General features: G+C 62.0%; 14 protein-coding genes and 1 other RNA gene. 6 read left to right on the top strand and 9 right to left on the bottom strand.

Translation table 11 applies throughout. The features are described from left to right. Positions 1-160: 160 nt before the first annotated feature. Both rnpB and rsmI read right to left on the bottom strand, forming a co-directional pair. Positions 161-520, bottom strand: an RNA gene (gene rnpB / locus P5705_RS04345) — RNase P RNA component class A. 412 nt (positions 521-932) lie between these two features. Further along, entirely contained in the window at positions 933-1,775 is an 843-nt protein-coding gene (rsmI, locus tag P5705_RS04340; protein WP_277459730.1) for a 16S rRNA (cytidine(1402)-2'-O)-methyltransferase, read from the bottom strand. Between the two features lie 220 nt (positions 1,776-1,995). Between rsmI and P5705_RS04335 the strand changes: the two genes are divergently transcribed. The 5 genes from P5705_RS04335 to P5705_RS04315 all read left to right on the top strand — a co-directional run bounded on the left by P5705_RS04335 (position 1,996) and on the right by P5705_RS04315 (position 5,743). Next, a complete protein-coding gene (locus tag P5705_RS04335) occupies positions 1,996-3,813 on the top strand; it encodes a penicillin-binding protein activator (protein ID WP_277459719.1) in 1,818 nt (605 codons plus the stop codon). Then, positions 3,813-4,184, top strand: a complete 372-nt coding sequence (locus P5705_RS04330; RefSeq protein WP_277459718.1) for a YraN family protein — start codon at positions 3,813-3,815, stop codon at positions 4,182-4,184. The genes P5705_RS04335 and P5705_RS04330 overlap by 1 nt, the downstream gene beginning before the upstream one ends. A gap of 87 nt (positions 4,185-4,271) precedes the next feature. Continuing rightward, positions 4,272-4,865, top strand: a complete 594-nt coding sequence (locus tag P5705_RS04325; protein WP_011535550.1) for a phosphoheptose isomerase — start codon at positions 4,272-4,274, stop codon at positions 4,863-4,865. Further along, complete coding sequence (locus P5705_RS04320) at positions 4,862-5,440, top strand: BON domain-containing protein (protein WP_011535551.1); 579 nt, start codon at positions 4,862-4,864, stop codon at positions 5,438-5,440. Before P5705_RS04325 ends, P5705_RS04320 begins: the two co-directional genes overlap by 4 nt. 84 nt (positions 5,441-5,524) lie before the next feature. Next, positions 5,525-5,743, top strand: a complete 219-nt coding sequence (locus tag P5705_RS04315; RefSeq protein ID WP_277459717.1) for a YgdI/YgdR family lipoprotein — start codon at positions 5,525-5,527, stop codon at positions 5,741-5,743. A 48-nt stretch (positions 5,744-5,791) separates the two neighbouring features. On the opposite strand, the gene P5705_RS04310 is transcribed toward P5705_RS04315, so the two are convergent. From P5705_RS04310 to rplM, 7 genes are all read right to left on the bottom strand, one after another. Next, entirely contained in the window at positions 5,792-6,226 is a 435-nt protein-coding gene (locus P5705_RS04310) for a ClpXP protease specificity-enhancing factor (protein WP_213658228.1), read from the bottom strand. A gap of 14 nt (positions 6,227-6,240) precedes the next feature. Continuing rightward, the gene (locus P5705_RS04305) at positions 6,241-6,864 is read right to left on the bottom strand and encodes a glutathione S-transferase N-terminal domain-containing protein (RefSeq protein ID WP_277459716.1); all 624 of its coding nucleotides are present in this window, start codon (positions 6,862-6,864) and stop codon (positions 6,241-6,243) included. 117 nt (positions 6,865-6,981) lie between these two features. Next, positions 6,982-7,761: a cytochrome c1 gene (locus P5705_RS04300; protein WP_277459715.1), complete on the bottom strand. Its 780-nt coding sequence runs from the start codon at positions 7,759-7,761 to the stop codon at positions 6,982-6,984. Next, the gene (locus P5705_RS04295; protein WP_011535556.1) at positions 7,761-8,972 is read right to left on the bottom strand and encodes a cytochrome b; all 1,212 of its coding nucleotides are present in this window, start codon (positions 8,970-8,972) and stop codon (positions 7,761-7,763) included. The genes P5705_RS04300 and P5705_RS04295 overlap by 1 nt, the downstream gene beginning before the upstream one ends. Continuing rightward, entirely contained in the window at positions 8,972-9,565 is a 594-nt protein-coding gene (petA, locus tag P5705_RS04290; RefSeq protein ID WP_011535557.1) for a ubiquinol-cytochrome c reductase iron-sulfur subunit, read from the bottom strand. The genes P5705_RS04295 and petA overlap by 1 nt, the downstream gene beginning before the upstream one ends. A gap of 262 nt (positions 9,566-9,827) precedes the next feature. Continuing rightward, positions 9,828-10,220 (bottom strand): 30S ribosomal protein S9, encoded by a 393-nt coding sequence (gene rpsI / locus P5705_RS04285; RefSeq protein WP_003260797.1) that lies wholly within the window; start codon positions 10,218-10,220, stop codon positions 9,828-9,830. Between the two features lie 14 nt (positions 10,221-10,234). Next, positions 10,235-10,663, bottom strand: a complete 429-nt coding sequence (gene rplM, locus P5705_RS04280) for a 50S ribosomal protein L13 (RefSeq protein WP_003260798.1) — start codon at positions 10,661-10,663, stop codon at positions 10,235-10,237. A 257-nt stretch (positions 10,664-10,920) separates the two neighbouring features. On the opposite strand from rplM, the gene P5705_RS04275 reads away from it, so the two are divergent. Continuing rightward, on the top strand, positions 10,921-11,961 hold the full coding sequence (locus P5705_RS04275) for an NADP(H)-dependent aldo-keto reductase (protein WP_277459714.1): 1,041 nt from the start codon (positions 10,921-10,923) through the stop codon (positions 11,959-11,961). Positions 11,962-12,029 lie beyond the last annotated feature (68 nt).

Below are 12,029 nucleotides of genomic sequence, written 5' to 3'. Positions count from 1 at the left end.
CAACATTGGAAGGTGAAAGGAGTGTGAAAGAGAAAAACTGACGAGAAAAATCAAATCCACTCAAGCGGATAGAGCGCAGAGTTAAAGTGATTTATTAAGAGTAAGATTTTTTCGGTATTACCAAGGCGCTTCTGCTATCGAATCAAGCAGGAAGGGAGGGGTGGAGAGTCGATCTGTAAGCCGGGTTTTGTCGAGGACAGTCATTCCTCTACGACGGCCATCACTGGACGCCTCTAGCAACCTACCCGGTTCCGACGCGGGCCACGCCGTATGGAACCCTATTTGGTCTTGCTCCGAGTGGGGTTTACCTAGCCACGAACTGTTGCCAGTCGCGCGGTGCGCTCTTACCGCACCTTTTCACCCTTACCGGCGCCGAAGCGCTTAGGCGGTTGTTTTCTGTGGCACTTTCCGTAGGCTCGCGCCTCCCAGGCGTTACCTGGCACTCTGCCCTATGGAGCCCGGACTTTCCTCCCCCGCCTCTTGCGGAACAAAAGACGGCAGCGACTGTCCGATCGACTCTCCGCCGACAAGATTACCGGCAGGCGCGCTCAAGAACAAGCGATGTAACAAACAATATCATTAGGCCATCACTGCGACCCCGGTCGATTCCTTGGCCGCAGAGGCATCAATCGCGTGATGGCGGCCAGGCGTTCGGCGACAGCCTTGCAGCGCTCTCGAGATCGAGCGCCGCCCGCGCGGCGCATCGCGGATGAATCCGCTCCTACACGTTTGTTTCGGGCCAGTCATGCCTGGGAGGGCATCGGTGATCGCATTGTCGGCAACACGTGGCTTTAAGGCTGACAACCATGGCCTGACAGGTGCGGCACGTTGCAACCAATGTAGGAGCGGATTCATCCGCGATGCGCCGCGCGGGCGGCGCTCGATCCCATTACCCCCACAACTTGACCGTCGAACACCTCGAAAGCCCCAGATCAGCTGAGTTTCTGTTTATCCAACGCCAGCTGATAGAGCAGATTCTTGCGCACCCCCGTGATCTCGGCCGCCAATGCAGCAGCCTTCTTCAACGGCATCTCTCCCAACAGCAGATCCAGAACGCGCTGCGCCTCGCTGCTGATAGCCTGCTCACCCTCAGGCGCGCTCCAACCCGCCACCAGCACCACGCACTCACCACGCTGCTGATTGCTATCGCCCTGCACGAAGGCACGCAGTTCTGCCAGCGGCAGGCCCTTGAGCGTCTCGAAAGTCTTGGTGATTTCACGCGCCAGCACCGCCGGGCGCTCATCACCGAACACCGCCTCCATGTCCTCCAGGCATTCGAGGATACGATGGGGTGCCTCATAGAAGATCAGGGTCCGGGGCTCTTCCTTCACTTGCTCCAGGCGTGCCCGACGCCCTGCTGTCTTGGCCGGCAGGAACCCTTCGAAGATGAACCGATCCGACGGCAGCCCCGCCGCCGACAACGCCGCGATCAGCGCACACGCGCCTGGCACCGGCACCACCTGTACACCCGCCGCCCGCGCCTGGCGCACCAGGTGATAGCCAGGGTCGGAAATCAGCGGCGTGCCGGCATCGGACACCAGCGCCACATCGTCACCGGCCAGCAACCGGGTGATGAAGCGACCGCCTTCGTCGCGCTCGTTGTGCTCATGGCAGGCCGCCAATGGTGTGTCGATACCGAAATGCTGGAGCAGGCGCACCGAGTGGCGAGTGTCCTCCGCGGCGATCAGGCTGACATCGGCCAGCACCTTCAACGCCCTGGCGCTCATGTCGTCGAGGTTGCCGATGGGCGTGGCGACCACATACAGCGTTCCCATGGTGGATTTCGAAGCCCCTGCAACATCAGTCACTGCGCACACCTGCATTTCGGATCAAAGGCGCCATTGTAGCCCGAGCACCGGTAACAGGGCGCAACGAACTTCACTTCTCACCCGGCTGTCGCCACCTATAGTGAAGGTTCCGCATCGGCAAGATCGCGCCCAGACCGCCGCTTGGGTACAATTGTCGGCCAACTTGATCGAGTAACAGGACCTTTACATGATCGCTTGCCTGCGGCTGTTCACAGCCCTCTGCCTCGCCGCCCTGCTGGCAGCCTGCGCCAGCTCGCCCTCATCCAGCCTGGGCGAACTGCCACGCACCCCGGACGCCAGCATCGAGCAACTGCTCGACAAGGCCGCCTCCAGCAAGTCGGCCGAAGACGCTGCGCTACTGCGCCTGAGCGCCGCCGACCTGGCCTACAAGCAGAAGGACTTCCCCCGCGCGGCCCGCATTCTCGAACAGGTGCCGCTGGACTCGCTCAAACCCGCCCAGCAAGTATTCGCCTCCACGCTGGCCGCCGAGCTGGCCATGAGCCGCAACCAGCCCAAGGCCGCCCTCACCGCCCTCGCCCACCCGAGCCTGCAACGCGCTGGCGAACTGCCGGAGGAACAGCAGGCACGCACCTACAGCGTGCATGCCGCCGCACTGGAAGCCGACGGCCAGGCCCTGGCCGCCGCCCAGCAGCGTGTGCTGCTCGCCCCACTGCTCAACACCCAGGCGGCCGCGACCAACAATGATGCCATCTGGGCCCTGGTCGCCTCGCTGCCCGCCGAACAACTGCAGCAGCCCTCCAGCGACGCGACACTCGCCGGCTGGACCAGCCTGGCGCTCGCAGTCAAGAGCGCAGGCACCCTGGAACAGCAGCAGGCGGCCATTGACGCCTGGCGCAAGCAACACCCTGACCACCCTGCCTCGAAACAACTGCCGGTGGCCCTGACCAAACTCAAGGAACTGGCCAGCCAGCCACTGACCAAAATCGCCCTGCTGCTGCCGCAGGAAGGCCCGCTGGCAGGCGTTGCCCGCGCCCTGCGCGACGGTTTCATGGCCGCCCACTTCCAGGCCCAGCAAGGTGGCCAGCCGGTGCCTGCAGTTCAGGTTTTCGACAGCTCGCGCATCACCTCGCTCGATGACTTCTACCGCCAGGCCCAGGCCGCTGGCGTGCAACTGGTCGTCGGCCCGCTGGAAAAACCCCTGGTGAAGAAACTCGCCGCCTATCCGCAACTGCCCATCACCACCCTGGCGTTGAACTACGCCGACGCCGGCCAGAAAGCACCGCCGCAGTTGTTCCAGTTCGGTCTCGCCGCCGAGGACGAAGCCCGCGAAGTCGCCCGCCGTGCCCGCGCCGACGGCATGGCCCGTGCTGTTGCGCTGGTCCCGAGTGGTGAATGGGGTGATCGTGTACTTGCTGCCTTCCGCAAGGATTGGGAAGCCAATGGTGGCACCTTGCTCGCCGCCGAACGTATCGCCCAGCCGGTCGCCCTGGCCCAGCAGATCGCCGAACTGTTCCAGCTGCGCCAGAGCGAAGGTCGCGCCAAGAGCCTGCAAAGCACCGTGGGCGGCAACATCGCCGCACAACCGTCGCGCCGACAGGACATCGATTTCATCTTCCTGGCCGCCACCCCGCAGCAAGCCCAGCAGATCAAGCCCACCCTCAACTTCCAGTACGCCGGCGACGTACCGGTCTACGCCACCTCGAACCTCTACAGCGCCAGCGGTGACGTCAACCAGTACAACGACATGAACGGCATCCGCTTCTGCGAAACCCCGTGGCTGCTCGACAGCACCAACAGCCTGCGCCAGCAGGTGGTGCAGCAGTGGCCCCAGGCCGCGGGCAGCCTCGGCCGCCTGTACGCCATGGGCGTCGACGCCTACAGCCTGGCCCCTCGCCTGGACCAGCTCAAGGCATTGCCAGGCAACCGTATCGAAGGCCAGTCTGGCAGCCTGAGCATGAACGCCAACCAGCGCGTCGAGCGCCAACTGCCCTGGGCCGAGTTCTCCGGCGGCCAGGTCAAGCGCCTGCCGGACACGCCTCGCTGATGCCCGACGCGTCGCCATCCTGCGCCGGCCAGGCTGCCGAAGACTACGCCCTCGAGCATCTTCAAGGGCAGGGTTTGCGGCTGCTGGCCCGCAACTGGCGATGCAAGGGTGGTGAGCTCGATCTGGTCATGCTCGATGCCGATACAGTAGTATTCGTCGAAGTCCGCTATCGGTTGCACGCGGGCTTTGGTGGCGCGCTCGGCAGTATCGATGGGCGCAAGCAGCAGCGACTGACGCTTGCCGCCAACCTTTTCCTGCAGAGCGAACCCCGCTGGGCCCAAAAACCCTGCCGCTTCGATGTTGTCGCCCTGCAGGGCCAGGGGCACGCGGGGCAACCGCTTCAATGGCTGAAAAACGCCTTCGAATGCTGAACCCTATCCGAATTCCAAGCTCTATGTTTCGCGGGCTGGTCCCTGTCGCGCGTCGCGCCAGCCACCGCCCTACTTAAGGTCACCCAGATGGACATGCAATCCCGAATTCGCCGGCTGTTCCAGGCCAGCATCGACACCAAGCAACAGGCAATGGACATCCTGGCACCCCACATCGAGCAGGCCAGCCTGGTCATGGTCAACGCCCTGCTCAGCGACGGCAAGATGCTCGCCTGCGGCAATGGCGGCTCGGCCGGCGACGCCCAGCACTTTTCCTCGGAGCTGCTCAACCGCTTCGAGCGCGAGCGCCCGAGCCTGCCGGCCATCGCCCTGACCACCGACAGCTCCACACTCACCTCGATCGCCAACGACTACAGCTACAACGAAGTCTTTTCGAAGCAGATTCGCGCCCTGGGCCAACCCGGCGATGTGCTGCTGGCGATCTCCACCAGCGGCAACTCGGCCAACGTGATCCAGGCGATCCAGGCCGCCCATGACCGCGAAATGATTGTCGTCGCCCTGACCGGCCGCGACGGCGGCGGCATGGCGTCGCTGCTGCTGCCCGAGGACGTGGAGATCCGCGTACCCTCGACGGTCACCGCACGCATCCAGGAAGTCCACCTGCTGGCGATCCACTGCTTGTGCGACCTGATCGACAGCCAACTGTTCGGGAGTGAAGAATGATCCCCAAGCGTCTCGGCCTGATGGCCCTCACCCTGTGCCTGAGCCTCTCCGGCTGCAGCTCGGTATTGACCTCGACCCGCAACTCACCGATCGAGGATGACCGTGGCACCCGCACCATCGGCAGCAAGATCGACGACTCGCTGATCGAAACCAAGGTCTCGGTCAACATCGCCAAGGCCAACCCTGAGCTGGACAAGGGCTCGCACATCGTCGTCAGCAGCTACAACGGTGTTGTACTGCTCGCCGGCCAGACCCCGCGCGCCGACCTCAAGTCCCTGGCTGAACAGACCGCCAGCCAGGTCCAGCGGGTCAAGAAGGTGCACAACGAACTGCAGGTCATCCAACCTTCGTCCATCCTCGCGCGCAACAACGACGCCTGGCTGACCACCAAGATCAAGACCCAGATGCTGGCCGACGAGAGCGTGCCCAGCTCACGCATCAAGGTGATCACCGAAAACGGCATCGTCTACCTGCTCGGCCTGGTCAGGCAGCAAGAAGCCAACGCCGCCACCAACGTGGTACAGGGCGTGTCGGGCGTGCAGAAGATCGTCAAGCTGTTCGAATACATCGACTGACTCCTTCGCCGGCAAGGCGGCCCCTGCAGACCTGCGCAGGAACCGCCTTACCGGCGAACAACCCTCGAAACCCAGGAAACACTCATGAAGAAGCTTCTGCTGCCCGCCCTGCTCATCGGCGCTTTCGCCACCCTGGTCGGGTGCTCCACCCCGAGCGTGATCACCCTCAACGATGGCCGCGAACTGCAGACCACCGACACGCCGGAATTCGACCGCGCCTCGGGCTTCTACGAGTTCAAGCAACTGGACGGCAAGCCGACCCGCATCAACAAGGACCAGGTACAGAGCATCAAGGACCTGTGATCCGACAGCAGTAACAAAAAAGGCGATCCATCCGGATCGCCTTTTTTGTTACTTGACCACCTTGAGGCTGGGTCGACCGCTCGGACGCGGCGGCTGGCCACCGCCTTCCGGCGGGCCATCGTCATTCGGCTCGACACCCTCATCAGCCGGCAGATCATCTTCATCGTCGAGCGGCGGCTCGAGCTCGAAGACCATGCCCTGGCCATTCTCCCGGGCATAGATACCCAGGATCGCACCGATCGGTACGTACAGCGTGTGGGCCACGCCACCGAAGCGCCCCTCGAAGCTCACCGCCTCGTTGTCCATGTGCAGGCTGCGCACGGCGCTGGGGGAGATATTCAGCACGATCTGGCCATCACTGGCGAAACCTTGGGGCACCTGGACGGCCGGATACTCGGCATTGACCAGCATGTGGGGGGTGCAATCGTTGTCGACGATCCACTCGTACAGCGCTCGAACCAGATAAGGGCGACTGGAGTTCATCAACGGCTCCTTTTTTAAACCTTGCGCATTTCACGTTCGGTAGCGGACAGGCTCGCCTGGAAAGGCTCGCGGGCGAACTGTCGCTCCATGTAATCCAGCAGCGGCTTGGCCTGCCGCGGCAATTCGATACCCATCACCGGCAAACGCCAGAGGATGGGCAGTAGACAGCAATCGACCAGGCTTTGCTCCTCGCTCATGAAGCAGGCCATCTCGCCAAACAGCGGCGCCACACCCGTAAGGCTTTCACGCAGCTCCTTGCGTGCCTGAGCGCGCGCCGCGTCACTGCCTCGGGTATCGAGCACAGTATCGGCCAAGGCGCACCAGTCGCGCTGAATGCGGTGCATCAGCAGGCGGCTGTTGCCACGAGCCACCGGATAGACCGGCATCAGCGGTGGGTGTGGATAGCGCTCTTCGAGATACTCCATCACCACCGATGACTCGTACAACGCCAGGTCTCGATCGACCAGGGTCGGCAGGCTGCCGTAGGGGTTCACTTCAACCAGCTTGGGCGGTAGACGCTTGGGGTCGACATCGATGATCTGCACCGTGATGCCTTTCTCCGCGAGCACGAGGCGTACCCGATGAGAATAATGATCAGCGGGGTCGGAATAGCAGGCTAACCTGTTGGTTGCGCCCATGTAGCGCCTCCTCGCACGGGATGCTTGTAAAACTCTAAATGAAAACGCGCCCGGGGCACCCTGGCATGTCTGCCAAGGCGCCCCGGGCGCGTTCAACTACCAGAAACTACTGCGTGATCAGTGCACGTCCTTCCAGTATTCGCGCTTGAGCAAGTAGGCGAACACGAAGAAGAAAGCCAGGTACAGCAGTACATAGGTGCCTATGCGCTGGCTTTCCAGTTTGACCGGGTTGGCCGAATAGGCCAGGAAGGTCACCAGGTTCTTGACCTTCTCGTCGAACTGCTCGGTGGTCAGGGTACCGGATTTCTCCTCGACGGTCAGCTGGTCGCACGCTTCATGGGTCAACGGGCTGCCGGTCAGCGGGTCGAATTGCTTCTTGCCGTCGATCACGGTCTGCACCTGCTTGCAACCGATCACCTGGTTGCCCTGCAGCCCGACCAGCACGTTGGGCATGCCGACATTAGGGAATACCTTGTTGTTCACCCGGTAGGGCCGCGTCGGATCCTCGTAGAAGCTGCGCAGGTAGGTGTACAACCAATCGTTGCCGCGCACCCGGGCGACCAGGGTGAGATCGGGTGGCGCCGCGCCGAACCAGGTCTTGGCGTCGTTCGGCTGCATGCCGATCTTCATGTGGTCGCCGATCTTGGCACCGGTGAACACCAGGTTCTCGAGCATCAGCTCGTGGGGTATCCCCAGATCGTCGGCTACCCGCTCATAGCGCTGGAACTTGGCGCTGTGACAGCCCATGCAATAGTTGGCGAAGGTACGCGCACCGTCCTGCAGGGCGGCCTTGTCGGTCAGGTCGACATCGACCTTGTCCAGTTCCAGGCTGTGTTCGGCAGCGAAGGACAGGCCAGGCATCAGTGCCAGCAAAAATACTGCAATCAACTTTTTCATCAGCCAGTCACCCTTTCCGGAACCGGTTTGGTCTTCTCAAGCCTTGTGTAGAACGGCATCAGCAGGAAGTAGGCGAAGTACAGCACCGTACACACCTGCGACAGCAAGGTCCGGCCCGGCGTTGGCGCCAGTACGCCCAGCACGCCGAGGATGACGAAGGCCACGCAGAACACCAGCAGGAAGATCTTGCTCAGCCAGCCCTTGTAGCGCATGGAGCGCACGGGACTGCGGTCGAGCCAGGGCAGCACGAACAGCACGGCGATGGCGGCACCCATGGCGATGACACCGAACAGCTTGTCAGGGACCGCGCGCAGGATCGCGTAGAACGGTGTGAAGTACCAAACCGGTGCGATGTGCTCAGGCGTCTTGAAGGCGTTAGCCTGCTCGAAGTTCGGTTTTTCCAGGAAGTAGCCGCCCATTTCCGGGAAGAAGAACACCACGGCGCAGAACACGAAGAGGAACACCACCACGCCGACGATATCCTTGACGGTGTAGTACGGGTGGAACGGAATGCCATCCAGCGGAATGCCGTTCTCGTCCTTTTTCTTCTTGATGTCCACGCCATCCGGGTTGTTCGAACCCACTTCGTGCAGCGCCAGGATGTGCAGCACCACCAGGCCAAGAATGACGATCGGCAGGGCCACCACGTGCAGGGCGAAGAAGCGGTTCAGGGTGATACCGGAAATCAGGTAGTCACCACGGATCCACTGGGTGAGGTCGCCGCCGATCACCGGGATCGCACCGAACAGCGAGATGATCACCTGGGCCCCCCAGTACGACATCTGGCCCCACGGCAGCAGGTAGCCCATGAAGGCCTCGGCCATCAGTGCCAGGTAGATCAGCATGCCGAACAGCCAGACCAGTTCGCGGGGCTTCTGGTAGGAGCCGTAGAGCAGGCCGCGGAACATGTGCAGGTAGACCACGATGAAGAATGCCGAGGCGCCGGTGGAGTGCAGGTAGCGCAGGATCCAGCCGTACTCGACGTCACGCATGATGTACTCGACCGAGGCAAAGGCCTCTTCCGCCGAGGGGGTGAAGCTCATGGTCAGCCACACGCCGGTGACGATCTGGTTGACCAGCACCAGCAGCGCCAGCGAGCCGAAGAAGTACAGGAAATTGAAGTTCTTGGGCGCGTAATACTTGCTCAGATGGTCTTCCCACATTTTCGTCGCGGGGAAGCGCGCATCGATCCACTCCATGAACTTGCTCATCATGCTTTCTCCTGATCGATGCCGATGACGATGAGATCGTCCGACTCGTACGAGTGCGGTGGCACTGGCAGGTTCAGCGGCGCCGGCTGGGACTTGTAGACACGGCCTGCCAGGTCGTAGTGCGAACCGTGGCACGGACAGAAGTAGCCACCAACCCATTTCGGGCCGAGGTCGGCCGGGGCGACTTCAGGACGGAACGTCGGCGAGCAACCCAGGTGGGTGCACAGGCCGACCAGGACGAGGATCTCGGGCTTGATCGAACGGTTCTGCGGGTCGACGTAGGTGGGCTGCACCGACGCCTTCGATTCAGGGTCGGAGAGCTCACCAGCGATCTTTTTCAGATTACCGAGGATCTCTTCCGTTCGCCGCACAATGAATACAGGTTGGCCACGCCACTCAGCCACCATCTGCTGCCCGGGCTCGACCTTGGCAATATTGACCTTCACCGGTGCACCCGCGGCTTTCGCCTTGGCACTGGGAAACCATGACCCTACGAACGGTACCGCAGCCCCCACTGCCCCCGCTGCCCCGACCACGGATGTCGCGGCTACGAGGAAGCGGCGCCGGCCTGCGTTGACGCCGTCATTGCTCATTCAGTCCTCTCCCATCAGCTTGCTTGGCCTGCTCTAACAGGCATCTACTTAGGTATGTCTGTGGCACTAAAAATTGGCCGCAATGGTAAGGAACAAATCCACACACTGACAAGGTGATTACCCACTAGTTGGGGTGCAACCCTCGCTTTGCTTGATCTGTGTCTATGCGGCAAACAACCACGGACTAGCTGACAGGTTAGTTCAAGACATAAAAAAAGCCCGGTTCCAGGGAACCGGGCTTTTTTCGACTGCCGAAGCGGTATTAACGCTTGGAGTACTGAGGACGCTTACGCGCTTTACGCAGACCCACTTTCTTACGCTCGACTTCACGGGCGTCGCGGGTGACGTAGCCAGCACGACGCAGGGCGCCACGCAGGGTTTCGTCGTATTCCATCAGGGCGCGGGTGATGCCGTGGCGGATTGCACCGGCCTGACCGCTGACACCACCACCGGAAACGGTGACGTAGATGTCGAATTTCTCAACGGTTTCGGTCAGTTCCAGCGGCTGGCGAACAACCATGCGAGCGGTTTCGCGGCCGAAGAACACGTCCAGAGAACGGTTGTTGATGGAGATGTTGCCAGTACCCGGACGCAGGAAAACGCGTGCGGTTGCGGTCTTGCGACGGCCAGTGCCGTAGTTTTGAGTCGCCGACATAATGAACTATCCCGTTAGATCTTCAGTTCTTGAGGCTGCTGAGCAGTGTGTGGGTGAGCAGCACCCGCGTACACTTTCAGCTTACGGTACATGTCGCGACCCAGCGGGTTCTTCGGCAGCATGCCTTTGACCGCGGTTTCGATAACACGCTCAGGGGCCTTGGCGATCAACTTCTCGAAGTTGATTTCCTTGATACCGCCCGGGAAGCCGGAGTGGGAGTAGTACATCTTGTCGGAAGACTTGGCACCAGTCACACGAACCTGCTCGGCGTTGATGACGACGATGTAGTCGCCGGTGTCAACGTGAGGGGTGTATTCTGGCTTGTGCTTGCCACGCAGGCGGCTAGCGATTTCGGTAGCCAGACGACCCAGGGTCTGACCAGCGGCGTCGACTACGAACCACTCGCGCTTTACTGTTTCCGGTTTAGCAGTAAAAGTTTTCATTCTCTAAAGCCTCAGAGGCCGCCCAGCGAAAAATAGACGGCGAATCTTACTGGATAGTGCACAACTTGCCAAGGGCAAGCGCGCAGCCGAACGCTGACGCTTTTGGGGGCTCGGGTCGGGCACGCCAATGTTCGACGGGGTTCATCCTGCGTGGTGGTGCATCACTTCCGCCACACGGAGAGGGGCAGAATTATCCAGATTGCGCAAAAAATTTCAACCTGCTTTTATGGCTATCTTTGCCCAGGAGCAGTTCCCCGATGGAATACCGCAAGCTCGGTCGTACCGACCTCAACGTCAGCGCCCTGTGCCTGGGCACCATGACCTGGGGCGAGCAGAACACTCAGGCCCAGGCCTTCGCCCAGATCGGCCTGGCCAAGAACGCCGGTATCAACTTCATCGACACCGCCGAGATGTACCCGGTGCCGCCGCGCCCCGAAACCTACGCCGCCACCGAGCGCATCATCGGCAACTGGTTCGCGAAAAATGACGACCGTGACGACTGGCTGCTGGCCAGCAAGGTCGCCGGCCCCGGCAACGGCATCAGCCACATCCGCGATGGCCAGCTCAAGCACAACCGCCAGCACATCGTCGCCGCGCTGGACGCGAGCCTGGAACGCCTGCAGACCGACCGCATCGACCTGTATCAACTGCACTGGCCCGAGCGCAGCACCAACTTCTTCGGCAAGCTGGGCTACCAGCACCTGCCCCAGGACATCTTCACGCCATTGGAAGAAACCCTGGAGGTGCTCGATGAGCAGGTGCGCGCCGGCAAGATCCGCCATGTCGGCCTGTCCAACGAAACCCCGTGGGGCACGATGAAGTTCCTGCACCTGGCCGAAACCCGCGGCTGGCCGCGCGCGGTGTCGATCCAGAACCCCTACAACCTGCTCAACCGCAGCTTCGAGGTGGGCCTGGCGGAAGTGGCGATCCGCGAGCAGTGCGGGTTGCTGGCCTATTCGCCGCTGGCCTTTGGCATGCTGTCGGGCAAGTACGAGGACGGCGCCCGCCCGGCCGATGGCCGCCTGACCCTGTTCAGCCGCTTCGCCCGCTACTCCAATCCGCAGACCGTGGCGGCCTGCAGCCGTTACGTGCAACTGGCCCGCGAGCATGGCCTGGACCCGGCGCAGATGGCCTTGGCGTTCGTGACGCGGCAGCCGTTCGTGACCAGCAACATCATTGGAGCGACGACGGTGGAACAACTGCAGAGCAATATCGACAGCCTGGCGCTGAGCCTGGGCGATGAATTGCTCGCGGCGATCGAGGCGATTCACCAGGAGCAGCCCAACCCGGCGCCTTGAACCAAATCGCGGCTGAAGCCGCTCCTACAGAGTTCAGCGCCCATCCTGTAGGAGCGGCTTTAGCCGCG

Source organism: Pseudomonas entomophila (genome assembly GCF_029478665.1).
Lineage (GTDB): Bacteria > Pseudomonadota > Gammaproteobacteria > Pseudomonadales > Pseudomonadaceae > Aquipseudomonas > Aquipseudomonas entomophila_F.
This window is presented reverse-complemented; position numbering and strand designations above follow the sequence as displayed.